This window comes from Mesorhizobium sp. P2_B5 (assembly GCF_056404775.1).
In genome coordinates this window covers 103,218-127,478 of the sequence record NZ_JBFUDJ010000011.1, presented here as the reverse complement: position 1 = coordinate 127,478, position 24,261 = coordinate 103,218, and the positions used below count along the sequence as shown (strand labels likewise).

28 protein-coding genes and 2 pseudogenes are annotated in these 24,261 nt (G+C 62.9%); 15 read left to right on the top strand and 15 right to left on the bottom strand.

All coding sequences use genetic code 11. The annotated features are described in order from the left end of the window. Positions 1-151: 151 nt before the first annotated feature. Both AC1D1N_RS26820 and ppx read left to right on the top strand, forming a co-directional pair. The gene (locus AC1D1N_RS26820) at positions 152-2,353 is read left to right on the top strand and encodes an RNA degradosome polyphosphate kinase (protein ID WP_477344700.1); all 2,202 of its coding nucleotides are present in this window, start codon (positions 152-154) and stop codon (positions 2,351-2,353) included. After that, positions 2,353-3,885, top strand: coding sequence for an exopolyphosphatase (gene ppx, locus AC1D1N_RS26815; RefSeq protein WP_477352076.1), 1,533 nt, complete (start codon positions 2,353-2,355; stop codon positions 3,883-3,885). The genes AC1D1N_RS26820 and ppx overlap by 1 nt, the downstream gene beginning before the upstream one ends. An 11-nt stretch (positions 3,886-3,896) precedes the next feature. Here the strand turns inward: ppx and AC1D1N_RS26810 are convergent, their stop codons facing one another. The 5 genes from AC1D1N_RS26810 to betI form a co-directional block, all read right to left on the bottom strand. After that, the gene (locus AC1D1N_RS26810; protein ID WP_436259445.1) at positions 3,897-4,310 is read right to left on the bottom strand and encodes a DoxX family protein; all 414 of its coding nucleotides are present in this window, start codon (positions 4,308-4,310) and stop codon (positions 3,897-3,899) included. A 141-nt stretch (positions 4,311-4,451) separates the two neighbouring features. Further along, complete coding sequence (locus tag AC1D1N_RS26805) at positions 4,452-4,874, bottom strand: DoxX family protein (protein WP_477352074.1); 423 nt, start codon at positions 4,872-4,874, stop codon at positions 4,452-4,454. A 231-nt stretch (positions 4,875-5,105) separates the two neighbouring features. Further along, complete coding sequence (gene fumC, locus AC1D1N_RS26800) at positions 5,106-6,503, bottom strand: class II fumarate hydratase (protein WP_477352072.1); 1,398 nt, start codon at positions 6,501-6,503, stop codon at positions 5,106-5,108. Positions 6,504-6,774: 271 nt separating this feature from the next. Then, positions 6,775-7,551, bottom strand: coding sequence for an SDR family NAD(P)-dependent oxidoreductase (locus AC1D1N_RS26795; protein WP_477352070.1), 777 nt, complete (start codon positions 7,549-7,551; stop codon positions 6,775-6,777). 110 nt (positions 7,552-7,661) lie between these two features. Next, positions 7,662-8,264, bottom strand: coding sequence for a choline-binding transcriptional repressor BetI (gene betI, locus AC1D1N_RS26790; RefSeq protein WP_162712182.1), 603 nt, complete (start codon positions 8,262-8,264; stop codon positions 7,662-7,664). Between the two features lie 111 nt (positions 8,265-8,375). On the opposite strand from betI, the gene choX reads away from it, so the two are divergent. After that, positions 8,376-9,314 carry a choline ABC transporter substrate-binding protein gene (gene choX / locus AC1D1N_RS26785; RefSeq protein WP_477352068.1) on the top strand — a complete coding sequence of 313 codons (939 nt, stop codon included), beginning with the start codon at positions 8,376-8,378 and terminating at the stop codon, positions 9,312-9,314. Next, positions 9,311-10,162 (top strand): alpha/beta fold hydrolase, encoded by an 852-nt coding sequence (locus AC1D1N_RS26780; protein WP_477352066.1) that lies wholly within the window; start codon positions 9,311-9,313, stop codon positions 10,160-10,162. The genes choX and AC1D1N_RS26780 overlap by 4 nt, the downstream gene beginning before the upstream one ends. Before the next feature lie 9 nt (positions 10,163-10,171). Here the strand turns inward: AC1D1N_RS26780 and AC1D1N_RS26775 are convergent, their stop codons facing one another. Next, positions 10,172-10,951 (bottom strand): NIPSNAP family protein, encoded by a 780-nt coding sequence (locus AC1D1N_RS26775; protein WP_477352064.1) that lies wholly within the window; start codon positions 10,949-10,951, stop codon positions 10,172-10,174. Positions 10,952-11,034: 83 nt separating this feature from the next. Between AC1D1N_RS26775 and AC1D1N_RS26770 the strand changes: the two genes are divergently transcribed. Then, positions 11,035-11,721, top strand: a complete 687-nt coding sequence (locus AC1D1N_RS26770) for a TetR/AcrR family transcriptional regulator (protein WP_477352062.1) — start codon at positions 11,035-11,037, stop codon at positions 11,719-11,721. 18 nt (positions 11,722-11,739) lie between these two features. Here the strand turns inward: AC1D1N_RS26770 and AC1D1N_RS26765 are convergent, their stop codons facing one another. After that, entirely contained in the window at positions 11,740-12,333 is a 594-nt protein-coding gene (locus AC1D1N_RS26765) for a hypothetical protein (protein ID WP_477352060.1), read from the bottom strand. Positions 12,334-12,457: 124 nt separating this feature from the next. Between AC1D1N_RS26765 and AC1D1N_RS26760 the strand changes: the two genes are divergently transcribed. Then, complete coding sequence (locus AC1D1N_RS26760; protein ID WP_477352058.1) at positions 12,458-13,576, top strand: metallophosphoesterase; 1,119 nt, start codon at positions 12,458-12,460, stop codon at positions 13,574-13,576. Positions 13,577-13,634: 58 nt separating this feature from the next. On the opposite strand, the gene AC1D1N_RS26755 is transcribed toward AC1D1N_RS26760, so the two are convergent. Then, complete coding sequence (locus AC1D1N_RS26755) at positions 13,635-13,814, bottom strand: CsbD family protein (protein WP_352590276.1); 180 nt, start codon at positions 13,812-13,814, stop codon at positions 13,635-13,637. Positions 13,815-13,979: 165 nt separating this feature from the next. Between AC1D1N_RS26755 and AC1D1N_RS26750 the strand changes: the two genes are divergently transcribed. Both AC1D1N_RS26750 and AC1D1N_RS26745 read left to right on the top strand, forming a co-directional pair. Beyond that, positions 13,980-14,633 carry a glutathione S-transferase family protein gene (locus AC1D1N_RS26750; protein ID WP_477352056.1) on the top strand — a complete coding sequence of 218 codons (654 nt, stop codon included), beginning with the start codon at positions 13,980-13,982 and terminating at the stop codon, positions 14,631-14,633. Between the two features lie 42 nt (positions 14,634-14,675). Next, on the top strand, positions 14,676-15,005 hold the full coding sequence (locus AC1D1N_RS26745) for a YciI family protein (protein WP_477352054.1): 330 nt from the start codon (positions 14,676-14,678) through the stop codon (positions 15,003-15,005). A 77-nt stretch (positions 15,006-15,082) separates the two neighbouring features. Here AC1D1N_RS26745 and AC1D1N_RS26740 read toward each other — a convergent pair. Next, a pseudogene (locus tag AC1D1N_RS26740) lies at positions 15,083-15,271 on the bottom strand (TetR-like C-terminal domain-containing protein); the annotation flags it as partial. A 622-nt stretch (positions 15,272-15,893) separates the two neighbouring features. Here AC1D1N_RS26740 and AC1D1N_RS26735 point away from each other — a divergent pair. From AC1D1N_RS26735 to AC1D1N_RS26710, 6 genes are all read left to right on the top strand, one after another. Further along, complete coding sequence (locus AC1D1N_RS26735; RefSeq protein ID WP_023671502.1) at positions 15,894-16,103, top strand: cold-shock protein; 210 nt, start codon at positions 15,894-15,896, stop codon at positions 16,101-16,103. Between the two features lie 294 nt (positions 16,104-16,397). Beyond that, the gene (locus AC1D1N_RS26730; protein WP_112562407.1) at positions 16,398-16,622 is read left to right on the top strand and encodes a hypothetical protein; all 225 of its coding nucleotides are present in this window, start codon (positions 16,398-16,400) and stop codon (positions 16,620-16,622) included. Beyond that, the gene (locus tag AC1D1N_RS26725; RefSeq protein WP_192252739.1) at positions 16,622-17,029 is read left to right on the top strand and encodes a hypothetical protein; all 408 of its coding nucleotides are present in this window, start codon (positions 16,622-16,624) and stop codon (positions 17,027-17,029) included. Before AC1D1N_RS26730 ends, AC1D1N_RS26725 begins: the two co-directional genes overlap by 1 nt. A 1-nt stretch (position 17,030) precedes the next feature. Then, positions 17,031-17,198, top strand: coding sequence for a hypothetical protein (locus AC1D1N_RS26720; protein ID WP_112562409.1), 168 nt, complete (start codon positions 17,031-17,033; stop codon positions 17,196-17,198). A gap of 4 nt (positions 17,199-17,202) precedes the next feature. Continuing rightward, complete coding sequence (locus AC1D1N_RS26715; protein ID WP_477352052.1) at positions 17,203-17,580, top strand: YkgJ family cysteine cluster protein; 378 nt, start codon at positions 17,203-17,205, stop codon at positions 17,578-17,580. Between the two features lie 70 nt (positions 17,581-17,650). Continuing rightward, a complete protein-coding gene (locus tag AC1D1N_RS26710) occupies positions 17,651-18,262 on the top strand; it encodes a LysE family translocator (protein ID WP_112562411.1) in 612 nt (203 codons plus the stop codon). A 17-nt stretch (positions 18,263-18,279) separates the two neighbouring features. On the opposite strand, the pseudogene AC1D1N_RS26705 reads toward AC1D1N_RS26710, so the two are convergent. From AC1D1N_RS26705 to AC1D1N_RS26695, 3 genes and pseudogenes are all read right to left on the bottom strand, one after another. After that, positions 18,280-18,667, bottom strand: a pseudogene (locus AC1D1N_RS26705) (nuclear transport factor 2 family protein). A gap of 16 nt (positions 18,668-18,683) precedes the next feature. Next, positions 18,684-19,133, bottom strand: coding sequence for an OsmC family peroxiredoxin (locus AC1D1N_RS26700; RefSeq protein ID WP_477352049.1), 450 nt, complete (start codon positions 19,131-19,133; stop codon positions 18,684-18,686). 22 nt (positions 19,134-19,155) lie between these two features. Continuing rightward, positions 19,156-20,190, bottom strand: coding sequence for a zinc-dependent alcohol dehydrogenase family protein (locus AC1D1N_RS26695; RefSeq protein WP_477352047.1), 1,035 nt, complete (start codon positions 20,188-20,190; stop codon positions 19,156-19,158). A gap of 99 nt (positions 20,191-20,289) precedes the next feature. Here AC1D1N_RS26695 and AC1D1N_RS26690 point away from each other — a divergent pair, with 99 nt between their 5' ends. After that, on the top strand, positions 20,290-20,901 hold the full coding sequence (locus AC1D1N_RS26690) for a TetR/AcrR family transcriptional regulator (protein ID WP_477352045.1): 612 nt from the start codon (positions 20,290-20,292) through the stop codon (positions 20,899-20,901). Between the two features lie 230 nt (positions 20,902-21,131). On the opposite strand, the gene groL is transcribed toward AC1D1N_RS26690, so the two are convergent. From groL to AC1D1N_RS26675, 3 genes are all read right to left on the bottom strand, one after another. After that, positions 21,132-22,787 carry a chaperonin GroEL gene (gene groL / locus AC1D1N_RS26685; RefSeq protein WP_112564873.1) on the bottom strand — a complete coding sequence of 552 codons (1,656 nt, stop codon included), beginning with the start codon at positions 22,785-22,787 and terminating at the stop codon, positions 21,132-21,134. Positions 22,788-22,850: 63 nt separating this feature from the next. Beyond that, a complete protein-coding gene (gene groES, locus AC1D1N_RS26680; RefSeq protein ID WP_006203049.1) occupies positions 22,851-23,147 on the bottom strand; it encodes a co-chaperone GroES in 297 nt (98 codons plus the stop codon). Positions 23,148-23,331: 184 nt separating this feature from the next. Further along, positions 23,332-24,129 (bottom strand): class I SAM-dependent methyltransferase, encoded by a 798-nt coding sequence (locus tag AC1D1N_RS26675; protein WP_477352043.1) that lies wholly within the window; start codon positions 24,127-24,129, stop codon positions 23,332-23,334. Positions 24,130-24,261 lie beyond the last annotated feature (132 nt).

Below are 24,261 nucleotides of genomic sequence, written 5' to 3'. Positions count from 1 at the left end.
GCTGGCAGAGGATAAGTTGAGCCGGTTAAGCGCATGACCGGGAAGCCGAGCGATTCCGCGACGGATCATGCGTCACAAAGACATGGTAGAGCGTCCATGGCCATCTCGGCATTTGCGGCGCTTCAAAAGGAACGGTTGCGGGCAGGAAACCATGAATGAACTGAAGCCGGTGCTGAACGAATTCATCAATATCGAGGCGGCAAGCCCCGAGGGCGGCAATCCCGACCGTTTCGTCAACCGTGAATTCTCCTGGCTGCAGTTCAACCGGCGCGTTCTCGAGGAATCGCAGAACGAACACCACCCGCTACTCGAACGGGTCCGTTTCCTGTCGATCTCGGCCGCCAATCTCGATGAATTCTTCATGGTCCGCGTCGCCGGTCTTGCCGGCCAGGTTCGCGAAGGCATCGCGCTCAAGAGCCCCGACGGGCGCACGCCCGAGCAGCAGCTCGAACAGCTTTTGCGCGAGGTCGAGCGGCTGCAGGAGGACCAGCAGAACAGTCTGTCGGCGCTGATGCTGCTGCTCAACAAGGAAGGTATTGAGAGCATCACCCGCGATGCACTGACCAAGGATGAGAAGGTCTGGCTGGAAGATCATTTCCAGGATCAGGTCTTCCCGGTGCTGACCCCGCTGTCGATCGACCCGGCGCATCCGTTTCCGTTCATTCCCAACCTCGGCTTCTCCATGGCGCTGCAATTGCGCCATCGCAAGAATGGCGAGGAGATGAGTGCGCTTCTGCGCCTGCCGGTGGCGCTGAAGCGCTTCATCCGTCTGCCGGACCGCAAGCAGCATGTTCGCTTCATTCCGCTCGAGGAGGCGGTCGGTCTCTATATCGGCAAGCTGTTCCCCGGATACGAGGTCAAGGGCTCCGGCACCTTCCGCATCATCCGGGACAGCGATATCGAGGTCGAGGAGGAGTCGGAGGATCTTGTGCGCCTGTTCGAGACGGCGCTGAAGCGCCGCCGCCGCGGTTCGGTCATCCGCATCGAATTCGACAAGTCGATGCCCGGCGAATTGCGCGAGTTCGTTGCCGGTGAGCTTGGCGTCTCTTCGAGCCGCATCAGCGTTCTGACCGGCCCGCTGGCGCTCAGCCAGATTTCGGAGATCGTCTCCGTGCCGCGCGACGACCTCAAATTCAGGCCCTACAATCCGCGCTTTCCCGAGCGAATCCGCGAACATGGCGGCGATTGTTTCGCGGCCATCCGCGAGAAGGACATCGTCGTCCACCACCCCTACGAATCCTTCGATGTCGTGGTCCAGTTCCTGCGCCAGGCGATGGCCGACCCGGAAGTGGTGGCAATCAAGCAGACACTCTATCGCACCTCCAACGACAGCCCGATCGTGCGTGCGCTGGTCGATGCGGCCGAGGCCGGCAAGTCGGTGACCGCTCTCGTCGAGCTCAAGGCGCGCTTTGACGAGGAAGCCAACATCCGCTGGGCGCGCGACCTCGAGCGCGCCGGCGTCCAGGTCGTGTTCGGCTTCCTCGAGTTGAAGACCCATGCGAAAATGTCGCTGGTGGTGCGGCGCGAGGACGGCAAGCTGCGCAACTATGTGCATCTGGGCACCGGCAACTACCATCCGGTCACCGCGCGCATCTACACCGACCTGTCCTTCTTCACCACCGATCCGACGATCGCGCGCGATGTCGCGCAGCTCTTCAACTTCATCACCGGCTATGCCGAGCCGACCGATGAGATGCGGATCGCCATCTCGCCGTTTACCCTGCGCAGCCGCATCCTGAAGCACATCACCGACGAGATCGGTCATGCGCTGGCCGGCCGGCCGGCGCGCATCTGGATGAAGATGAACGCGCTGGTCGATCCGAACATCATCGACGCGCTCTATGACGCCAGCCGCGCCGGCGTCGAGATCGATCTTGTCGTACGCGGCATTTGCTGCCTTAGGCCGCAGGTGCCGGGCCTGTCGGAAAACATCAGGGTCAAGTCGATCGTCGGCCGCTTCCTCGAACATAGCCGCATCTACTGCTTCGGCAACGGCCATGGCCTGCCCTCGGACGAGGCGATCGTCTACATCTCCTCGGCCGACCTGATGCCGCGCAATCTCGACCGCCGCGTCGAGACCATGGTGCCGATCACCAATCCAACTGTGCATGAACAGATACTTGGCCAGATCATGCTGGGCAACATCATGGACAACCAGCAAAGTTTCGACGTATTGGCTGACGGAACCTCCCGGCGCGTGGCGCTGGAGGAGGGTGAGGAACCGTTCAACGCGCAGGAATATTTCATGACCAATCCTAGCCTGTCCGGACGGGGCGATGCGCTGAAGTCGCATGCGCCCAAGCGCATCGCGCAGTTCAAACGCCGCAAGAAAAACGCTGCAGCGTCCGGCTGATGATTTCAACTTCCCAGGGCCGGCTGCAGGATCGCCGACCGCTGTCCATCATCGACATCGGCTCGAACTCGATCCGCCTTGTCATCTATGAAGGGCTGGCGCGCTCGCCGACCCTGCTGTTCAACGAAAAGATGCTGGCCGGCCTCGGTCGCGGCATTGTGTCGACCGGCAAGCTCGATCCCGAAGGCGTGACCCGCTCGATGGAAGAGTTTCGCCGCTTCCGCGCGCTGTCCAACCAGGCCGGTGCCGAGCACATGTATGTGCTGGCGACCGCCGCTGCCCGCGAGGCGATCAACGGCCCCGATTTCATCCACCGCGCCGAGGATGTGCTCAAGACCGAGATCCGCGTGCTGACCGGCCGGCAGGAGGCGCATTATTCGGCGCTCGGCGTCATCTCTGGCTTCCACCCGGCCAACGGCATTGCCGGCGACCTTGGCGGCGGCAGCCTGGAGCTCATCGACATCAATGGCGAGGCGATCGGCGACGGCATCACGCTGCCGCTGGGCGGCCTACGGCTGCAGGACATGGCGAAGAATTCGCTCGCCCAGGCGGCCAAGATCACGCGCGAGCAACTGGCGCGGGCCAAGCTTCTGAAGGGCGGGCAGGGCAGGCCCTTCTATACCGTCGGCGGCACCTGGCGAAACCTCGCCCGGTTGCACATGGAAATGAGCAACTATCCGCTCGGCGTCATGCACCACTACGAGATCTCGACCGAAAGTGCTTTGAGTTTCCTCAAGCAGGTGGCGCGGCCCGAGATCGAGAAGGTCCGCGGTATCGAGGGCGTCTCCAAGAATCGCCGCTCGCTGCTGCCCTATGGCGCGGTCGTGCTGCAGGAGATCATGGCGACGATGCAGCCGTCGAAGATCATCGTCTCGGCGCTTGGCGTGCGCGAAGGGTTCCTTTATTCGCTGCTCGACCAGGCCGAGCAGAAGGCCGATCCGCTGGTCTCCGCCTCGGAGGAACTGGCCCGGCTGCGCTCGCGTTCCGTCACCCATGCGCATGAGCTTGTCGAATGGACGGGCAAGACCTTTGCCGCCTTCGGCATCGACGAGACCGAGGATGAGGCGCGCTACCGCCACGCCGCCTGTCTGCTGGCCGATATAGGCTGGCGCGCACACCCGGAATATCGCGGCAAGCAGTCGCTCAACATCATCGCCCACGCCTCCTTCATCGGCGTCGACCATCCCGGCCGTGCCTTCCTGGCGCTGGTCAGCCTGTTCCGCCATGAGGGTGTGTTCAACGATGCCGCGCCGGAAATTCGTGGGCTGGCGACGCCGCGCTATCTCGAGCGCGCCCGCATCCTGGCGGCGGTGCTGCGCGTCGTCTATCTGCTGACGGCGGCGATGCCCGGCGTCATGCCGAGACTGAAATGGGAAAACCGCGGCAATGGTACGCTGGCGCTGGTGCTGCCGGCTTCGCTCTCGGACCTCTACGGCGAGCGCCCGGCCGGCCGTCTGGCGCAGTTAGCGCGGATCACCAACCGCCGGCTGGTGCTGGCGGTCGAAGGCGGACAGAGCGTTTCGGTGAAGTAGTCCAGACGCGCTCAGCCGCGGCCAGCAGCGATCCGCCCATCGATCGACCAGGCGCCTGCACCAGCCATGGCCAGCGCCAGGAAGCCGCCGGCGATGGCAATGTCCTTCATCAGCATCTGCTGGTGCATGAAGGCGAGCATTGGATCGTCGCCACCCTGGCCGTAATGGCCGATGGCGCCCGCGACGATGCAGAAGGCGGCAAGCAACAGGGCCACGACCGGCGTCTGAAAGCCGACCAGGATCAACAGCCCGGCGATCAGTTCGAACAGCCCTGTGCCCCAGGCGGCAAGCGTCGGCAGCGGCATGCCGAGGCCGGCGAAATAGCCTGATGTGCCGGCAATGTCGGCAAGTGCATGGAAACCGGACGGGATGAACAGCGCGGCGAGCAGCAGCCGGGAAAGCAGGAGCAGTGCATCGCGGGGCATGGTCGTCTCCGTTGTCTGTCCGCCGGCTGTTCTGCCACCGATCCTAGCAGGGGTGGGACGCGGGCGCGCGTTTAGACAGATAACGAAAAAGCGGCGCGGAAAATTCCGCGCCGCTTTTTTCAGGCTTGGGAGGGGAAAAGCTCAGCCGCGCTTGGCGTCGATCGAGTAGGCGCCGGGGCCCGAGGAAGCCAGCACAAGGAAACCGCCGGTGATGGCGACGTTCTTCAGGAAATGGATCATCTGATTCTGGTCGGCCCAGCCGGTATGGGCCACAAGAGCCGTCGCGATGGTGAAGATGGCGAGCACCCAGGCGGCGATGCGGGTCTGGAAACCAACGAGGATGGCAATGCCGCCGAGCAATTCGATCAGGCCGACGACAATGGCCGTTACGGTCGGCACCGGCAGACCCATGGCACCGAAGTAGCCGGCGGTGCCGGAAATGGCGGTGAGCTTGCCGAAGCCGGAAAGCAGGAAGATGGCGGCAAGCAGGATGCGGCCGAGCAGGATGGTGGTGGAACTGTTGGACGCGGTGCTGGCGCCGGCAGTGGAAGTGTTGATGGACATGGTGGCTCTCCGAAAAGGGTTGATGCCCCTTCAGATAGACCAAGCCGACTGTTCACCAAAGCCGCCAGACCGGCGACACATTGTTCACAGAGCTTACATTTCCGTGATCGGACGAAGGGCGCAAAATTCGTGTCGGATCAGCCTTTGACGGCAGTAAATTTTCCCGCCGTCAAATTCTCTGATGGCTAGTCGACGCAATTCCCCAGGGAATCGCGACGCGACTGGAACTGCCTATCCCGGATGCGTCATGTCCTCGGGCCGGACCAGCCGGTCATAGTCGGCGGCGCTGACCAGCCCGGTGGCCAGCGCTTCCTCGCGCAAGGTCGTTCCTTTCTTGTGCGCGGTCTTGGCGATCTTGGCGGCATTGTCGTAGCCGATGGTCGGGGCGAGTGCGGTTACCAGCATCAACGAGCGGTCGAGTGCCGCCTTGATGTTGTCTTCGCGCGCTTCAATGCCGACGACGCAATTGTCGGTGAAGGAAATCGAGGCATCGGAGAGCAGCTGCACCGACTGCAGGAAATTGTAGGCCATCAGTGGGTTGTAGACATTGAGCTCGAAATGACCCTGGCTGCCGGCGAAGGTCAACGATGCATTGTTGCCGAACACCTGCACGCAGACCTGCGTCATCGCCTCGCACTGCGTCGGGTTGACCTTGCCCGGCATGATCGAGGAGCCAGGCTCGTTTTCCGGCAGCGACAGTTCGCCGAGGCCCGAGCGCGGGCCGGAACCGAGGAAGCGGATGTCGTTGGCGATCTTGAAGAGTGCCGCGGCGGCTGCGTTGATGGCGCCATGCGAGAACACCATGGAATCGTGCGCGGCAAGGGCCTCGAACTTGTTCGGCGCGGTGACGAAGGCGATGCCGGTGATGGCGGCGATGCGGTCTGCCACCTTTTCGGCGAAGCCGACCGGCGCGTTGAGGCCGGTGCCGACGGCGGTGCCGCCTTGCGCCAGTTCCTGCAGGCCGGGGAGCGTCATCTCGATGCGCTTGATCGAGGAGGCGACCTGCGCGGCATAGCCCGAAAACTCCTGGCCAAGCGTGAGGGGCGTGGCGTCCTGCGTGTGGGTGCGGCCGATCTTGATGATGTGGGCGAAGGCCTTGGTCTTGGCCTCGAGCGCGGCGTGCAGATGCTTCAGCGCCGGCAACAGGTCATGCACGATGCGCTCGGCGCAGGCGATATGCATGGCCGTCGGATAGGTGTCGTTCGACGACTGGCTCATATTGACGTGGTCGTTGGGATGCACCGGCTTCTTGGAGCCCATGACGCCGCCCAAAAGCTCAATCGCCCGGTTGGAGATCACCTCGTTGGCATTCATGTTGGACTGCGTGCCCGAGCCGGTCTGCCAGACCACTAGCGGGAAATGATCGTTGAGCTTGCCGTCGATGACCTCTTGCGCCGCCTCGATGATCGCCTTGCCGACGGCCGGATCGAGCCGCTTCAGCTCCATATTGGCTTCGGCTGCGGCCCGCTTGACGATGCCCAGCGCTCGCACGATCGAGGCCGGCTGCTTTTCCCAGCCGATCTTGAAATTGCCGAGGGAACGCTGCGCCTGCGCGCCCCAATAGCGGTCGGCGGCGACCTCGATGGGGCCGAACGTGTCGGTTTCGGTTCTGGTCTTGGCAGCGGTCACTTGTCTCTCCGACGATCGAATTCGGCAACGGCGTATCGCGTTGCACAAATCGCTTCAAGCGAAGATTGCGAAGGGCGAGGATGCGAATCGGTTGAAGGGCGCTGGCAATCTCCCCCCTCGAGGGGGAGATGTCGCCAAAGGCGACAGAGGGGGTCGGTACGTCCTGATGCGACCTTCTATCATCGACAGAGGAGGCTAGCGCTCCGTGCGCGGCGACCCCCCTGGCCTGCCAGCCAACTCCCCCTCGAGGGGCGGAGATAAGCAGCTCCACTCACCCCGCCGTATATCCCCCATCCACGGCAAATATCCCACCGCTGGTCCACGCCGCCTCATCGCTGGCGAGATAGACCGCAATGCCGGCCAGATCGCTGGTCTGGCCGATGCGGCCGAGTGGATAGCTTCGCTCGACATAGGTCTTGAGTTCGGCTTGCGCTGCCGCCGGCAGGTTTTCGATCGACTTGCGCCGCATGGCGGTGTCAACCGTGCCGGGTGCGATCGCATTGACCCTGATGCCGCGCGGGCCAAGCTCGAAGGCCAGCGACTTGGTCAGTGAGTTCAGCGCGCCCTTGGATAGGGAATACAGGCTCGACGGCCGCTTTGGGATCATCTTGCTGGCGAAGTAGGACGAGATGTTGATCACCGATGCGCCCGCGCCGAACTGCGGCAGTAGCCGCTGGGTAAGGAAGAACGCCGCCGTCACATTGAGCGCGAAGGATTGCTGGAACTGGTCCCCGGTGACGGTCTCGAACGGCACCAGATAGGCGACGCCGGCATTGTTGACGAGGATGTCGAGCGGTTGGCCGGATGCTTTCACCCGGGAAACCACCGCATCGATGCCGGCCTCGGTGGCGAGATCGGCCGACAGCGTCTCGATTGTAGCGCCATCCTTCGCCTCCCTGGCCAGCATGTCGCGTGCCGCCTCCAGCTTGTTGCCGTCGCGGCCGACGATCAGCACGTCGGCGCCTTCGCGCGAAAACGCCCCCGCTATCGCCAGGCCGATCCCGTCCGACCCGCCCGTCACCAGCGCCCGTTTGCCATGAAGTCTCATGGGATGCTCCCGTGATTTTGGTGCAACGAGTGCAGCGCTGACGGGCAAGCGCGGTCAAGCCGAAGGCGTATCGCACAGTATGAACTTCGGCTGGCTCGGGCAGGCTGCGCCTAAGCGCCGGCTGGTACAGGCTCCCGCATGGCCAGTCGCCCCCCGACATAGTTCTTCACTTGGCGGATCGCCTGTTCGCGCGTGACGCTGCCCGGCTGCAGGCCGAGCCTCAGCCACAGCCCGTCGATCAGCGCCGTGACGCCGAGCGCGATCTCGTCGGCCTCTTGCGGCGACGCGAGGCCGCGCAGGCCGGACAAAAGGTTCGAACGCATGCGGGCGTGGATCACCCTTTGGATACGCGCCAGCTTTTCGTCATGCGGCACCTCCGCGCACAGCGAAAGCCAGGCGTGGCAAAGGGGCGGCCGGAACTGATCCGGTTCGAAATTGCCCTCGATCACCGCGTCCAGGCGTTCGAGCGGTGTCCGCGCCCGCTTCAGCCTTGCGATCACGGCGTCGCGCAGGACGGCGTTGCCCTCGCGCATCGCATGCTCGAACAGTTCCCGCTTGTTGCGGAAGTAGTGCAGCACGATGCCCTTGGAGGCGCCGGCCTGGGCCGCGACCTTTTCCAACGTGGCTCCGGCAATGCCTTCGCGCTCAAGCAACGTGAGAGCAGCTTGCCGCAACTCCTTGCGGCGTATGTCGCTGAGACGCGTGAGCTTCAATGGATCGATCCCTGGTGGCGAATCCATGTTGACATCTTCGCCCGCTCAGATCAATGATTGACCAATGGGACAATAAAATGACCTGTTGGTCAATCTAAGAGGAGAACCTGGATGTTGCGCGTGCTTGCAAATGGCGTTTGCCTCGCCACCCTCATACTGGCCCCACCGCTGGCCTGGGCCGCCGAGGCTGAACAGTGCAGGGCGGTGCGGATGGCGGAGCCAGGCTGGAACGACCTGGCGTTTACGACGGGGATTGCTGGCGTGTTGCTGGAAGCTCTCGGCTACGAGACGAAAAGCGATGTGCTCGGCATCAACGTCATTTACGAGGGCATGAAGAACAAGGATTTGGACGCGTTTCTGGGCTATTGGGATCCCGCCGGGGTCACCTATTTCGAACCCTACAAGAAAGACGGTTCGATCGAGAACGTGCGCCTCAATCTTACCGGCGCCAAGTTCACCTTCGCGGTGCCCACCTACGTCTGGGAAGCCGGCGTCAAGGACTTCTCCGACCTGCACAAGTTCGCCGACAAGTTCGGTAAGAAGATGTACGGCATCGAGCCGGGATCCAACAAACTGATGATGGACGCCATCGCCGACCCGTCACTCGGCCTCGACGGCTGGCAGGTGGTCGAGTCCAGCGAGGCAGGCATGCTCTCGGAGGTCGGTTACGAGATCAAGGAAAAGCACTTCATCGTCTTCCTCGGCTGGGCGCCCCATCCGATGAACACGATGTACGACATCAAGTACCTGACCGGCGGCGACAAGTTCTATGGCCCGAATTTCGGCGCCGCGACGGTGACGACCCAGGTGCGCAAGGGCTACCTGCAGGAATGCCCGAACGTCGGCCAGTTCCTGAAGAACCTCACCTTCGACGTGGATCTCGAAAATGTCGGCATAGGCTACCTCATCAATGACGGTATGCAGGCGAAAGAGGCTGCGTTGAAGGCGATCACTCTGAACAAGGGACGCCTCGACGCATGGCTCGCCGGCGTCACCACGTTCGATGGCAAGCCAGGTCTCGCCGCTGTCAAGGAGAAGCTCGGACTATGAGGCCTGCGGTTCCGGGAGCCCCGCCGGAGAACGAGGCGCTCGCGGCTGAGCAGGACGCCTGGGCCGGCCGCAAGAAGGTCATCGATGTCGGTGGGCTCGACCTTGCCTATGTCGAGATTGCCGGCGTGGAGCCGCCGCTGCTCTTGCTGCACGGTTTCACCGACACCAGCCGCAGCTTTTCGCTGCTGGCGCCGCATCTTTCCGGCCGCCGGCTGATCATGCCGGACCTGCCCGGCCACGGCGCCTCGCAGGCAGGCAGGGGGTGCAGCGTCGCAGATTTCGCCGAAGACATTGCGGTGCTGATCCGGCGCCTGCGGCTCGAGCGGCCAGTCGTCGTCGGCCATTCGCTTGGCGCCATGGTGGCCATCGCATTGGCCGCGCGGCATGGTCAGCTTGTCGGTGGGCTGGTTGTCATGGCCAGTACGTTGAAGCCCGAACAACCGCCTGATCATCCGCTGGTCGTCGGCGTGGCGGCGCTCCACGACCCGATTTCGCCCTCCGATCCATTTTTCGAATGGTGGCATGCCTGCGGGCCAGGAGTGCCTCAGGCTTTTCTCTCCAGCTTGGCCAGGGACGCCTCGGCGATGCCTGCTGCGCGTTGGCGGGCGATCCTCGAGGAAGTCCGCCGCACGGATCTGGCCGCCACTGCGCGGACGATCCAAGCCAGGACGCTGATCATAGCTGGCGCCTGCGATCCGCTTTTCGGCGAGGCGCACCAACAGGCTCTGGCCGAGGCGCTGGCCGGGTCACGTCTTATCTGGGCACCGGGCTGTGGCCACAATCCGCACTGGGAGGATCCAGCGCTCGTCGCCGCAGCCATTGCCGGCAAATTAAGGGCAGGGGCCTGATACGAGGGGCTACCTCAGTAGCGATTGCGAGGTCGCCGACAGGCGCAACGTTTCGCTTGGTTTGGCGATGGCCGACTGCGCCGCTTGCAGGAACGCCTGCCACTGCGGCGCGTTCGCCGGGGCTGCTTCGTGGCGACCATGCGCCTCGAGACTGTCGAAACCCGTCACGGCGATGAAGACGTTTTCGCCCAGGCGGACCGGCAGGAGGGGAAAGCTGTTTTCGGCGTGTTCGGTGATGAAGGCGCCGAGCAATCTCCCACCGGCGGCCGCAAGGATCGGAACGGCATCTGTTTCGAAGCGGCCGACGAAATCGGCCTCGGCGCCAGGCCGCAGATGATGAATCTGGATGACAACGATGCCAGTCAAGCTATTGTCTGTGCTCGACTTTCCATGCTCCGGCAAAGCGTCCCGCTGTGCGCCCGACAGGTCGAACCCGGCGCCTGGCCAGGCCGGCTTCAAGAGCAGCACATCGTCGGAATCGATCATCGTCGCATTGGCCGCGTCGCGGTGCGCCGCCCACACCGGCCCGTCATAGAACGCAGTCAGCGCCTCCTTCCGCGCTTCCATGTCGCTAAAACCGCGCAGCCAGACGAACATGTCGGGCCGGTCGAGGTCGCGAAACTGGCCGATGATGGTCATCCCGGCGTCTTCCTGGCCTTCGATGAACTGACCGTCGAAGATATCGATCAGCGTCTCGCGCCGGCCTGGTTTTAGCGTGTATTGCCGCAACTCGACGACCGGCGAGGCAAGCAGACTTGCCGTCGCACGCGCATTGAGGGACAGGGGCATTGCGTTGTCTCCAAAACAGGATGATCATCCGGTTTATAAAACAGACCGGTTGTCCTGTTTTGTCAATCTGCTATCGTTCGCAAATGTCAGCAGAGATTGCTCAGGTCCCAAAAGGGCAGCCGCGAAAACGCACCAACGATCCCGAAGGCCTGCGCAACAAGGTGCTCGATGTCGCTGAAGCGTCGTTCCAGGCGCGCGGCTATCATGGCTCCGCCCTTGGCGAGCTGATGGCTGCCGCCGGTGTCACCGGCGGCGCGCTGCATCACCATTTCCCCACCAAGAAGGCGCTCGCCTTGGCGGTGATCGAGGAGCGGGTGGCTGCCGCCCTGGAGGAGACCTGGATCGGTCCGGTAAGGGCGGCTGATACGGCGCGCGAAGGCGTGCGCGCAGTCTTCGAGGCGGTGGCGGCTGAATTGGAGCAGCAGGGCTTCGTTCGCGGCTGTCCGCTCAACAATCTGGCGCATGAATTGTCGCTCGCCGATTCGGATTTCCGTGCCGCCCTTGCACGAATCTTCGCCGACTGGCGTCAGGCGATCGCCGACAAGATCAGGGCCGATCAGCAGGCGGGGAGGGAGCAAGGCACCGATCCCGAACGCTTTGCGGCCCTCGCCATCGCCGCCTATTCCGGCGCAATGTCGATGGCCAAGACGGCGCAGGATGCTTCCGTATTGCGCGATTGCCTGGCCGAACTTGAGGGCAGCCCAACGCCGCCATTCCCGAGCAGAGCGAAGCGGCGTCGCAGGATTATGCTGCGGCCGGGAAAACCTTGAGGCCAGACCAGCGCTGTTCTAGTTGGGAAGCGGTTTGATCGTCGTGTAACCGTTCACCGCTTCCGCGCTGGTGCCTTCATCGTAGCGCCGGGCGAGTGCCGCTTGCAGATCGGGCGCATAGAGCGCGGTGAATGTGTCGAGCGTCTCGCCGTTGCCGTTCTTGAACGTCTCCTTGACGGCCAGTACGTTGTATTTGCAACCGCCGACGCTGAACGTCTCCTTGCCCTTCACGACCAGGCTCAGCGTCTTGGTGCTCTTCGGCTGCTTGTTGGGCGACAGCTCGACGAATTCTATCGTGCTCTTGGCCCCCGTCTTCAGCGGAAACAGTTTTCGCAGATCGGAAAACGGGATCATGGCCACCCGACCGGTGTCGCTGTCGCGAAACACCTCGACCAGGCCGCAGAACAGGAACTGTGTCTGTGGCGACTGCGATTCATAGGTGTTGGCGACGGAGACCATGCCGCCAGCCACCGGCCGAAACTCGCTACGGATGCCAGGCATTTCCAGCACGAAGCCGGCCTTGGCCGATTTTGCGTCGACGCAATCGGCGGCATGCACCGCACCCGCCGGCAGAAACCCAGCCAGCACCATGCCTATCGAAGCACCTTTCATGAAGTCCTCCTCTGCCCGCGCACTGTGCACCGGCGCGGAAAAAATGCCAGAGCCACAGTGCTGTGTCGACCTGCCATGCGTGGCAACTGGACGGCGGGGCGCCGGTTGTGCTGAAACTCACACCATGAATCGCATCTCGACCCGGCGCAAATTCCTCGCACAGGCAGCCGGCCTTGCCATGGCTGGCATGCTGCCGCGCGCGGCTCTCGGCCAGACCGGAAAGCGTATCCAGCCGATCGACGCCACCTTCTTGTTCATCGCCGATGTCCATGCCTGTCGCATGGCGAGCGGCCTGAGCCCCAATTGCCTGCAGGAAGGCAAGACCGATGCCGCGCTGTTGCGCAATGTCGCGGCCCTCAATGGCTTGGCCGACCGGCAATGGCCGGCGGAGATCGATGGTGTTGCGACCGGCCTGCGTTCGGCCGGCAGCCGCATCGGCACGCCACTCGGCCTCGTCGTCGGCGGCGACATCACCGACGATGGCGGCGGCCAGATCACAGAACCCAGCGAAGGCACGCAGCTCTTGCAGTTCAGCCAGCGCTACAGCCAGGGCATCGGCCCCGACCGTGTGCACATGCCGGTCTATGTCGGGCTGGGCAACCACGATCTCGACCAGAACGGCTCGCCGCCGCATGTCGACTGGTACCGGCGTGAATTGCGCGACTATGTCGAGGTCAACCACCGCCCGGGCGTGTTCTTCAAACCGCCAGTGCCGGCCACCGAATACGATGTCGACACCGACTGCTATTCCTGGGATTGGGGCGGCCTGCATATGGTCCAGACGCATCGATTTGCCGGCGACACCGGCCACGGCGCGGTGAGCAGCCTGCCATGGCTGAAGCAGGATCTGGCAACCTACGCCGCGGACGGCCGTCCCGTCATCCTGTTCCAGCACTATGGCTGGGATACTTTTTCGGTCGAGCGCTGGGACCCGGCCAAGCGCACCTATGACGATGACGGCTCAGGCGCGCCGCACTGGTGGAGCGAGGCCGACCGGCAGGCGTTGCTTGCAGCGCTGAAAGGCTACAACGTCATCGCCATCTTCCATGGCCACCAGCACGAAGTGCCGATGATCTACAACAGCGACGGTCTCGACCTGTTCAAGCCGAAGGCCGCCTATATGGGTGGCTTTGCGCTGGCGAAAGTAACCGGCGAGGCCATGGATGTGGTGCTGGGCGAGGCCACCGGTGACCATGGCGAGGTCAAGTTCACCAATGCCTTCAGCAAGAAACTGACCTTCTGACAGCGCGCACGAAGAAGGCGGCCTAGAGCCGCCTTCTTCATTGCCTGCAAAGATCGGATCAGAACGCCTTCTTGACCTTTTCCTTCACGTCGCCATAGGCCTTCTGCACCTTGCCGGCGATCTTGTCGGCCGTGCCTTCGGCCTCGGTCTGCCTGTTGCCAGTCGCCTTGCCGGCAGCCTGCTTGACGGAGCCTTTGACCTGTTTGACCACGCCGGCAACCTGATCCTTGTTCACCATCTTTGCATCTCCTGGGATTTCATTTGCAGGAGGCAAACGGGCAGGCGTGGCTTAGGTTCCCCGGACAGCAAATCATCGTCGCATTGGTTGCCTATCTGGTCGCCTGGATGCTTGCCGCCATCGTATGAGCGGCTAGTGTGACGAAAATCTTGGGGGAAGACCGTCTTGGCCGAATTCACGCTCATCATCGCCAACAAATGCTTTTCATCCTGGTCGCTGAGGCCATGGGTGGCGATGAAGCATCTGGAGATACCGTTCGAGGAAGGCTTCGTGCGCCTGCGTACGCCCGAGACCTTTGCCAACCTGGCGAAAGTGTCGCCGACCGGCCTCGTGCCGATCCTGAATCACAATGGCAGGATCGTCTGGGAAACCCTTGCCATCCTTGAATATCTGGCCGATCTGTTTCCGGAGAAAAAACTCTGGCCGCAGGATATCGGCGCTCGTGCCTTGGCCCGTTCGGTGGCGACCGAGATGCATTCCGGCTTTCGCGAGGTGCGCTATGGCTGGCCGATGAATTTGCGCCGGCGAAAGGGGCACAAGCCGCTCGACGCCGAAGGCGAACTGCAGCGGGCGCGCATCGAGACGATCTGGCGCCAGTGCCGGAAACAATACGGCAAGGGCGGTCCGTTCCTGTTTGGCCATTTCACCGCGGCCGATGCCATGTACGCGCCGGTCGTCACTCGCTTCGACACCTATGGCGGGGAACTGGCGCCGGACACACGCGCCTATGTCGACGCGGTGCTGGCAACGCCGGCGATGCGGCACTGGTATGCGGAAGCGGCGAACGAGACGTGGCCGGAACCCGGCCCGGACGAATAGGCCGACAGATGGTCGACTGACGACATCCCTGGGGAGGGACCGATGGCCAGCAATGACGGACCGCGCGAAACCAAGGCTCCATCAATCTTCCACTGCCGGCTGATCCCGCCTCGGCCGGACTTCGCCTTCACCATGACGGAGGAGGAGAGGGAACTGATGGGCCGGCACGCCGACTATCTGCGTGGCAAGCTGCGCGAGGGCACCATGATTTTGGCCGGCCCGGTCGCCGACCTGGCCGGCCCTTGGGGTCTGCTGATCCTGCGTGTCGAGAACGAAGCCGAGGCGAGGGCGGTGACCGACGGCGATCCGGTGTCGAGCTCGGGCCGTGGTTTCCACTACGAGATCCTGCCGCTGATCAGCGCGATCCTGTAGGCCGCTAGAGCAATTCCAGGAAAAGTGTGAGCGGTTTTCCGTCCGGAAATTGCGAAAAAACAGAGAGATAGAGTGAGCTAACGCTTCGGCTCCGGCCACAATATGTCCAGCATCTGCGGCAAAAGCTCGTCGAGCAGGTGCTGGGACTTCGCCTCCGGTGTGAGCTTCGAAAACTTGCCGCTGAGCGCCAGATGGGCAAATCCGTGCACGGTTGACCAGGCGGCCAGCATCGTGGCGCTCGTTGGCGCGTCAGCTCGGCATCCTCGGGCAGTCCGCGCAAGGCAAGGATCGTACGGGCGATTGGTACCTTGGCCAGTTCGGACGCCGCCGCCAGCCGCGCATCATCGGGCAGCAGAAGGTCATACCGGAACATCAGCTGGAAGCGGCCGGTGCCGCTGCTTGCGAGCCCCGCCCGGCCGCCGGCGATCACGATGATCCGGGAGAGAGTGTAAGGGCAGTCGGTCGAAGGCAGCCGAAAAAGCCCGGCACATACAAGAACGCCTCTCGCACCGTTTAATGTGCGGGAGGCGTCCTGTTGCCAGCATTCTGAGATTGCTCTCTGTACTGCTGACACCATAAAAATGCGCCGGCTTGGGATTGGTTCCGCGCCCGGCGCATTTTTTTTACGCTTGCCTTACCCTGCGCCGGCTCGCCAGTTGAGGCGTCGCGGCCCGGCATCCCCAGGTTGAATTCTGGCCGCGGGAAAACCAGAAATTGACTCGGCGCCAAAAGAAGTCTACAAGACATATGTCGATATTTGTTTGACTGACTTTTGTTATCCGCGCACGCATGCGCGCCTTTGACGAACTTCCCCATCAAAAATCGAGACAAACGCTGTTGTGCAGTCGCACAATGGTGAACGAATATTTGCCAGGGAAAGGGTTCTTCATGGCCACCGGCACAGTGAAATGGTTCAACGCCACCAAAGGTTTTGGTTTTATTCAGCCTGACGACGGCTCCGCCGACGTTTTCGTCCACATCTCGGCCGTAGAGCGCGCCGGCATGCGTGACATCGTCGAGGGTCAGAAGCTCGGCTACGAGATGACCCGCGACAACAAGTCGGGCAAGATGTCCGCCGACCAGTTGAAGGCGGCCTGATACGAAATTCGGCCTTCCGGTGACCACGGATGTACTGGCACCGGTGAAAGGCTGAAAGGAGTGCCTTGCGCATCCAATTGGGATGCGCGGCGCTTCCATGGAAGGTCAGGCGGTGCCTGGCCTTTTTCATTTTGCGTGTCATGCCGCGAAAAGTGCGCTGCACGCCGGCCGGAACGTGCTAAGGGACGCTCCAGCAATCTGAACCGCCCGTATTGCCCCGATGCCGTACTGCTTTGGTCGTGACCGAAGACCGGTCTCGCTCTATCGGCATCAGGCTCCCGACAGGAGAAAGTTTTGACCACTCAATCGAAGACCGCCGACCAGGCCGGCTCGCTGTTCAGCAAGACGCAAACCCAGTCGATGTCGCTCAACCGCATCCTGTCCGAGCGTGATGCCGTCAGCGAGGCGCGCGAAGCCAAGACCGCGCGCCTGCGCGAACTGCGCAAGGAAAAGGAAGCCGACGAAATGGCAGCGGCCGCCGCCCTTGCGGCGCTGCCGAAGCGGGCAGGCAAACGTTGATGGCCACCAAGCGCGTACCGCCTACACCGATCGATGCCGATTCGACCATTGCGTCCATGGTCGAAGGCCTGGACAAGCCGGTCGAATACGTCCGCCGCGTGCTGGAAAAACTCGAGCGCTGCAAGCGCGCGCATGGCGATGCCCAGGTGCGTGTCGGCGTGCGCGGCCGCGCCGAAGCCCCGAACTACCTGATCGAATATGTCCGCGAGGACAAAAAGACCCTGGAGCGGGTGACCTATCAGGATGCCGCCTACAGCGGCAGCACGCATCGCGAACTGGCGGCGCACCACATCGCCGAGGCGAGGAACTGGTCGCCGGAGGAAATGAACATCACAGCGGTCTCGGCCCTGATCGGCCGCTTGCGCAATCCGCGCGCACCATCATCGCGTTTTTCCGACGAGGACTGACATGGCCATAAAATTCTCTGCCAAGGACCAGCCGGCAGCACCGGCTGCAGCTGCAAAGCCGGCCAAGCCCGCTGCCGCGCCGAAGGCCGCTGAGGCCACGGAGGCCGCGACCGACCTGTTCAAGTCGCCGGCGGACGCGCCGAAGGGCAAGGCAGGCAAGAAGAAATAGCGCCTTGCCGCAAGCTGCCGGTCATCCCGCCATCGCGCCCGCCGACCTGGCTGACGCACCAGACTTTTTGTCTGGCGATGAGGGCGCGGTCGTAATCTTCGACTGTCAGAGCTGCGGCGCCTGCTGTTCCTACTCCGCCGAATGGCCACGCTTCTCGATGGAAGACGATGCGCAGCTCGACCGGATCCCGGAAAAATTCGTGGCGGCTGACCTGTCCGGCATGCGCTGCGAGGGCGTGCGCTGTACGGCGCTGACCGGCGAGGTTGGCAAGCACACGGCCTGCGGCATTTACGAGATCCGCCCTGATGTCTGCCGCGCCTGCATGCCCGGCGGCGACGATTGCCTGATGGCGCGCAAGGCGCACGGAATGCCGACAATCTAGCCAATCGCCCAGCTTGCCCTGTCTTACGTCACCCGATAGCTTCCGATGCGGGCAGGGCGTTGGAGGATCCATGAGCATCGAATTCCTGTTGACGTCGCTGATCGTCGTGGCTTCGCCCGGCACCGGCGTTCTCTACACGCTGAGCGCCGGGCTTTCGCGCGGCGTGCGCGCCTCGATCATTGCCGCGTTTGGCTGCACGCTCGGCATCATCCCGCACATGGCCGCCGCCATCACCGGCCTGGCGGCGCTGCTGCACACGAGCGCTGTCGCCTTCGAGACGCTGAAATATCTCGGCGTCGCCTATCTCCTCTACATGGCCTGGAACACGTTGAAGGAGAAGGGCGGCTTGAGCGTCGATGAAAACGCAGCACCCCGCTCCGCAGCCAAGGTCATCACCTCAGGCATTCTGATCAACATTCTCAACCCGAAACTGTCGATCTTCTTCTTTGCCTTCCTGCCGCAATTCGTCAGTACGACCGAACCAAACGCATTCTCGAAGATGCTGGAACTGAGCAGCGTCTTCATGTTTTTAACCTTCGTCGTGTTTGTCGCTTACGGCATCTTCGCCGCCTCGATCCGCAGCCACGTCGTGTCGCGGCCGAAGGTGCTGACCTGGATGCGCCGCACCTTCGCCGGCGCCTTCGTCATGCTCGGCGCCAAGCTGGCGCTGGCCGATCGGTAGGAAAGACGGGCGCAGCGCTACCCCTTCACATAGCCCATCGCCTCGACGATCTGCCCATCTGCGACGCGCATCAGGTTGACGCCGCGGATGGAGTTGCCGTCGGCCATGAAATAGCGCCAGCGGATCGTTTGCCCGTTCACCGGAGACAAACGTTTCCTCGAGGTCGAAGCGCGTGCCGGGTTGGGTGGCGATTGCCGACCATAGGGCGACGCATGCCTCTTTGCCGGCATGCCGGGCGCCGTCCGGCGCCGGCACCGTGTTTTCGATGACGCAGTCCTCGGCGACCAGTTCGCCGAGCGCCGATGGATCGTGCAACTGGAACACATCGTTGAAGCGCTGCATGATTTCGGCTGTCTGCCTGGACTGGTCGTCCGGATGAATGCTGGTGATGCTCTTCTGGCTCATCTCATATCTCCTGGTTTCATTGTTCCGTGGCAGCGGTGTCGACCAGCTCGGCCTTGAGCGTGATGGTTGCTACGCCAGCCAAAGCGCGAGAGACGAGGCAGGTCGTCTTCGCCGTCTCCGCCATGCGCTGGAATTCGGCAGGCTCGAGGCCCGGGATATCGGCTTGCGTTTCGAGCTCGATGCGGGTGATCGTCGGCCCCGCGGCGGTCGCGCCGAGATGCACCTTGGCGGTGGTGCGAATGCTCCGGGCAACATGGCTGTTCTGGCCGAGGATGAAGGTCAGCGCCATTGAGAAGCAGCCGGCATGGGCTGCCGCGATCAGTTCTTCCGGGTTGGTGCCTGGACCGTTTTCAAAGCGCGACGGAAAGGAATAAGCGCCTTCGAAGACGCCGCTGCCAAGCCGCAGGCGGCCGCCGCCTTCCTTCAGCGTGCCTTGCCATTCTGCGAAAGCTTCACGGATTGTCATGGTCGTTCTCCTTCGTTGGGGTTCAAAATGAAGAGCTGGCAAACGGGTCAGGGCCGTCGATAACAACCTTCCCGAACACGTCGCCCTGCTGGAAATAGCGGTAAGCATCGCCGGCTTCGGGGAACGGGAAGACCTTGTCGATGACGGGCTTCAGGCGATGCTGCGAGACGGCGCGCAGCATTGCTTCGAGGTTCGTCCGGCTGCCGACGAACAGGCGGCTGATGGTGACGAGGCTGCGCTGATAAAGCGCTGCCGGCATCTCGATCGATCTGCCTTTGGCGTCCTGCAGCGTCAGCTGCACGATGTGCCCGTAAAGCGTGCTGGCAATCAGCGACTGCGCGAAGGTGGCCGGACCGCCGGTTTCAACGACAAGGTCGATGCCGCCTGTCTGTTCGCGCACCCAGCCGCCCCATTCCGGCGTGTCGGTGCTGGAGACAACGAGGTCAGCGCCCAGCGCTCGCAGCCTGTCGGCCTTCTCGGCGCGCGATGTGACAGCCACGACGCGGCAACCGGCGAGCTTGGCGAACTGCAGCGCAAACAGCGCGACGCCACCCGAACCGATGACCAGAACCCATTGACCTGGTTTGAGAATTCCGGGACCCGTCACCGCATTCCAGGCCGTTACGCCGGCGCAGGTCAGCGTCGCCGCCTCATGCCAGCTTAGATGGTCGGGCAACCGCACCGCCCATTGCTCATCGAGCACGGCATATTCGGACAGCATGCCGTCCAGCGTGCAGCCGAGCTGGTCGATCAGCCCGGCATTGATGCGCCCGTCAATCCAGCGGGCGAAGTAACTGCCGGTGACGCGATCGCCGACGGCAAAGCGGCTGACCTGATCGCCAATAGCGACGACCTCACCGGCGCCGTCGCTGAGCGGCACGACTCCCTGGCGCGGCGTCAGCGGATAGGTTCCGCCCAGGATCATCGTGTCGCGACGGTTGAGCGAGGTGGCACGAACGCGGATCACAATCTCATGCGGTTTCGGTTCTGGCCGAGCCTCGTCGCGCATCGCCAAGGAATCGGCCCCCCCGGAACCTTCGAGACGGTAGCTGCGCATATCGCTCTCCAAAAGTATGTAGACTGATCTACATATTATGTAGACCGGTTGTCATATTTTGCGCAAGGCCTATAATGGCCGCTCCTGACAGAGGCTGACATGGCAAACGACACCCGCACCCGCATACTCGAGACGACGGCGCTGCTGCTCAGGCAGCGCGGCTATCACGGCACTTCGCTCAACGATATCTTGAGCGCCAGTGCTGCACCGCGCGGTTCGCTCTACTTCCATTTTCCTGGCGGCAAGGACCAGCTGGTCATCGAGGTGACGCGCGACAGCGTCGCGGACGTGACGAAAAGGCTGGGCGAGGCGCTTGCCGCCGAGAGCGACCCGGCGGTGGCCGTCCACCACATCTATCAGTCGGTAGGACGCATGCTGGAGGAAAACGAGTTTTCACTGGGCTGTCCGATCGCGCCGGTGGTGCTGGATTCGCCGACCGACGTGCCGGAACTGGCGGAACTTTGCCGATCGGCTTTCGAGCAATGGATAGGTCTTCTGCAACAGGCCTTTGTCAGGGCAGGGGTGACCGAGCGCCGCGCGCATGCCCTGGCGCTGCTGGTCGAATCCTCGCTGGAAGGGCTGATGGTGATTGCGCGGGCCACCCGCGACCGCTCGGCGCTGGCTGTCGTCGCCGACGAGGTCGCGGCTCTCGTCAAAGGCGCTGTGCTGACTGGAGGAGAGACGCAGCGACGTGCGGATGCCGCCGTCTGAACCTCGGTAGCCAACCTAAACGCAGAAAGGGCGCCTTTCGGCGCCCTTTCCGTGTGCATAAGCCAGGTTGGCTGGATCAGAAATCCATGCCGCCACTCAAGCCCGCTTGCGRGCTTGAGCAACTTTAGYTCATGGGCGTGCTTTATGGACTTCTTAGAAGTCCATGCCGCCACTCAAGCCCGCTTGCGRGCTTGAGCAACTTTAGTTCATGGGCGTGCTTTATGGACTTCTTAGAAGTCCATGCCGCCCATGCCGCCCATGCCGCCGCCGCCCATGCCGCCGGGCATGCCGCCGCCAGCCGACTCCTTCTTCGGAGCCTCCGCGATCATGGCTTCGGTGGTGACGAGCAGGCCGGCGACCGAAGCCGCGTCCTGGAGAGCCGTGCGAACGACCTTGACCGGGTCGACGATGCCCATGGCGATCATGTCGCCATACTCGCCGGTCTGGGCGTTGTAGCCGTAGGTCGCGCCCTTGTTGTCCAGGATCTTGCCGGCAACGATCGAAGCTTCCGCACCGGCGTTCGAGGCGATCTGGCGGGCCGGAGCCTGCAGCGCACGACGAACGATGTTGATGCCGGCAGCCTGGTCGGCATTGGCGCCGGCAGCCTTGATGTTGGCCGAAGCGCGCAGCAGGGCGACGCCACCACCAGCAACGATGCCTTCTTCCACGGCCGCGCGGGTCGCGTTGAGGGCGTCATCGACGCGGTCCTTCTTTTCCTTGACTTCGACTTCCGTCGCGCCGCCGACGCGGATCACCGCAACGCCGCCCGCAAGCTTCGCGAGACGTTCCTGCAGCTTCTCCTTGTCGTAGTCCGACGTGGTCTCTTCGATCTGCTGCTTGATCTGGGCAACGCGGCCCTGGATCTCGGCCTTCTTGCCGGCGCCGTCAACGATGGTGGTGTTCTCCTTGGAGATCGACACCTTCTTGGCGCGGCCGAGCATGTTGAGGCCGACGTTCTCGAGCTTGATGCCGAGGTCTTCCGAGATGACCTGGCCACCGGTGAGGATGGCGATGTCTTCCAGCATGGCCTTGCGGCGATCACCGAAGCCCGGTGCCTTGACGGCGGCGATCTTCAGGCCACCGCGCAGCTTGTTGACGACCAGCGTGGCCAGAGCCTCGCCTTCGACGTCTTCCGAGATGATGAGCAGCGGCTTGGAGGTCTGCACGACGGCTTCGAGAACCGGCAGCATGGCCTGGAGGTTGGAGAGCTTCTTCTCGTGCAGCAGGATGTAGACGTCCTCGAGCTCGGCAACCATCTTGTCGGCGTTGGTGACGAAGTAGGGCGAGAGATAGCCGCGGTCGAACTGCATGCCTTCGACGACTTCCAGCTCGGTCTCGGCGGTCTTGGCTTCTTCAACCGTGATGACGCCTTCGTTGCCGACCTTCTGCATCGCTTCGGCGATCATGGCGCCGACCGACTCGTCGCCATTGGCCGAGATCGTGCCGACCTGGGCAACTTCCTCGGAGGTCTTGATCTTCTTGGCAGCCTTGCCGAGAGCCGCGACGACTTCGGTCACGGCCAGATCGATGCCGCGCTTCAGGTCCATCGGGTTCATGCCGGCGGCAACCGCCTTGTGGCCTTCCTGGACGATCGACTGCGCCAGAACGGTCGCGGTCGTGGTGCCGTCGCCGGCGATGTCGTTGGTCTTCGAAGCAACTTCGCGGACCATCTGCGCGCCCATGTTCTCGAACTTGTCTTCAAGCTCGATTTCCTTGGCAACGGTGACGCCGTCCTTGGTGATGCGCGGTGCGCCGAACGACTTGTCGATGACGACGTTGCGGCCCTTGGGGCCGAGCGTGACCTTCACCGCGTCGGCGAGGATGTTGACGCCGCGCAGCATGCGCTCACGGGCATCGCGGGAGAATTTTACGTCTTTAGCAGCCATGTTTTAGCTCCTGGCAGGGGCTTGCGATCAAGCCCGAAATTCAGTTGACGGTGAGGCCGATAATCAGCCGATGATGCCCATAATGTCGGATTCCTTCATGATCAGAAGGTCTTCGCCATTGAGCTTGACTTCGGTGCCCGACCACTTGCCGAACAGGATGCGGTCGCCAGCCTTGACGTCCAGGGGAACCAACTTGCCAGCTTCGTCACGAGCGCCGGAGCCGACGGCGATGATCTCGCCTTCCTGCGGCTTTTCCTTTGCCGTATCCGGGATGATGATCCCGCCGGCGGTCTTGGATTCGGATTCGACCCGGCGAACGACCACGCGGTCATGAAGCGGGCGGAACTTCGACTTTGCCATTTTTTCTTCCTCGAATGAGAACGGTGAGAACAGTTCCTCCATCCGGCGATGCCGGACATGCGTTAGCACTCACCAAGGGAGAGTGCTAACGTGGCGCTGAAATAGGCGCGTGGCTTTCGAGAGTCAAGGCGAGCGGTGGGCTCAATTTGCTCTAATTTGAGCCCACCGTGGTCTGACGGGAAGCCTAGCGACGCCTCGGCGATCCAAGCACCAGCAGAGGGCATCGTTCCGCCAGCGGATAGGAGCCGCTCGACACGACGCGCACTTCGCCGAACCACGCACTCGCCTCATCGACCAGCACGGCCAGCGTCGCGAAGCTGTAGCTTACGTCGGAGCCGGCATAGACGTCGATCGTGTTTATCGCGGCGATGCTCCATCCCGTCCGCGCGGCAAGGGCCTCGCGGTCGGGGAACAGGCCGTCGAATGTGTCGCGGATCATTCGCACCTGGATCGCGAAATCCGGGCCGCCCGTGGTGCACGCCATGGCGATCCGCCATTTGAGCGCATGGAAATTCTCGATCGCACCGGCCAGCACCTGGGCTTCAATGCTGGCCAGATCCTCGGTCGTTTCCGGAGCCGCGAAAACGCGGATCGCGGCACGCCCGCCGGGTCTCAGGACCCTGGCGATTTCGCCGTGCAGGCGATTGCGCGCCGCCTTCGAGGCGACGGCGGACAGGCATCCGTCGCCAATGACTGCCTCGGTGCTGGCCCCGGCAACCGGCAGATCCAGCCAGTTTCCAGCCATCGCGCTGCGCGAGGCATTGTCGCCAGCCCATACGCCCGAGATCATGGCCGCCGACTGGTCGACCGCCAGCATCGATCTGCCAAGCACGGCAAGTTCCGGCGTTACCCCAAGGAGCAGGACATCGGCATTTGCCAGGCTGACTTCACGCTCGAATATACCAACGGTTTCCGGCGTCGGCCGAAGCGGCGCGTCCAGCAGCCTCCAGTGACGGTGATAATTGTCCCAATGATTTCTCATGCTGCCTTGCAGAGTCCGAGACGTCTGGCTTTTGGTGTTCACAGTCGCCTATTAGAAAATTGCAGGAAATCAAAAGGCTGTCTGTGGCACGAATTGTCGTCGTAACGCATGAGCACGATCGGTTCCAGAGCG

Excerpts from the sequence above, each read along its gene's own strand:
- AC1D1N_RS26820 (WP_477344700.1), top strand. The coding sequence starts at position 152 with ATGAATGAACTGAAGCCGGTGCTGAACGAATTCATCAATATCGAGGCG.
- ppx (WP_477352076.1), top strand. The coding sequence starts at position 2,353 with ATGATTTCAACTTCCCAGGGCCGGCTGCAGGATCGCCGACCGCTGTCC.
- AC1D1N_RS26810 (WP_436259445.1), bottom strand. The coding sequence starts at position 4,310 with ATGCCCCGCGATGCACTGCTCCTGCTTTCCCGGCTGCTGCTCGCCGCG.
- AC1D1N_RS26805 (WP_477352074.1), bottom strand. The coding sequence starts at position 4,874 with ATGTCCATCAACACTTCCACTGCCGGCGCCAGCACCGCGTCCAACAGT.
- AC1D1N_RS26795 (WP_477352070.1), bottom strand. The coding sequence starts at position 7,551 with ATGAGACTTCATGGCAAACGGGCGCTGGTGACGGGCGGGTCGGACGGG.
- choX (WP_477352068.1), top strand. The coding sequence starts at position 8,376 with ATGTTGCGCGTGCTTGCAAATGGCGTTTGCCTCGCCACCCTCATACTG.
- AC1D1N_RS26780 (WP_477352066.1), top strand. The coding sequence starts at position 9,311 with ATGAGGCCTGCGGTTCCGGGAGCCCCGCCGGAGAACGAGGCGCTCGCG.
- AC1D1N_RS26775 (WP_477352064.1), bottom strand. The coding sequence starts at position 10,951 with ATGCCCCTGTCCCTCAATGCGCGTGCGACGGCAAGTCTGCTTGCCTCG.
- AC1D1N_RS26770 (WP_477352062.1), top strand. The coding sequence starts at position 11,035 with ATGTCAGCAGAGATTGCTCAGGTCCCAAAAGGGCAGCCGCGAAAACGC.
- AC1D1N_RS26765 (WP_477352060.1), bottom strand. The coding sequence starts at position 12,333 with ATGAAAGGTGCTTCGATAGGCATGGTGCTGGCTGGGTTTCTGCCGGCG.
- AC1D1N_RS26760 (WP_477352058.1), top strand. The coding sequence starts at position 12,458 with ATGAATCGCATCTCGACCCGGCGCAAATTCCTCGCACAGGCAGCCGGC.
- AC1D1N_RS26755 (WP_352590276.1), bottom strand. The coding sequence starts at position 13,814 with ATGGTGAACAAGGATCAGGTTGCCGGCGTGGTCAAACAGGTCAAAGGC.
- AC1D1N_RS26745 (WP_477352054.1), top strand. The coding sequence starts at position 14,676 with ATGGCCAGCAATGACGGACCGCGCGAAACCAAGGCTCCATCAATCTTC.
- AC1D1N_RS26735 (WP_023671502.1), top strand. The coding sequence starts at position 15,894 with ATGGCCACCGGCACAGTGAAATGGTTCAACGCCACCAAAGGTTTTGGT.
- AC1D1N_RS26725 (WP_192252739.1), top strand. The coding sequence starts at position 16,622 with ATGGCCACCAAGCGCGTACCGCCTACACCGATCGATGCCGATTCGACC.
- AC1D1N_RS26720 (WP_112562409.1), top strand. The coding sequence starts at position 17,031 with ATGGCCATAAAATTCTCTGCCAAGGACCAGCCGGCAGCACCGGCTGCA.
- AC1D1N_RS26710 (WP_112562411.1), top strand. The coding sequence starts at position 17,651 with ATGAGCATCGAATTCCTGTTGACGTCGCTGATCGTCGTGGCTTCGCCC.
- AC1D1N_RS26700 (WP_477352049.1), bottom strand. The coding sequence starts at position 19,133 with ATGACAATCCGTGAAGCTTTCGCAGAATGGCAAGGCACGCTGAAGGAA.
- AC1D1N_RS26695 (WP_477352047.1), bottom strand. The coding sequence starts at position 20,190 with ATGCGCAGCTACCGTCTCGAAGGTTCCGGGGGGGCCGATTCCTTGGCG.
- AC1D1N_RS26690 (WP_477352045.1), top strand. The coding sequence starts at position 20,290 with ATGGCAAACGACACCCGCACCCGCATACTCGAGACGACGGCGCTGCTG.
- groL (WP_112564873.1), bottom strand. The coding sequence starts at position 22,787 with ATGGCTGCTAAAGACGTAAAATTCTCCCGCGATGCCCGTGAGCGCATG.
- groES (WP_006203049.1), bottom strand. The coding sequence starts at position 23,147 with ATGGCAAAGTCGAAGTTCCGCCCGCTTCATGACCGCGTGGTCGTTCGC.
- AC1D1N_RS26675 (WP_477352043.1), bottom strand. The coding sequence starts at position 24,129 with ATGAGAAATCATTGGGACAATTATCACCGTCACTGGAGGCTGCTGGAC.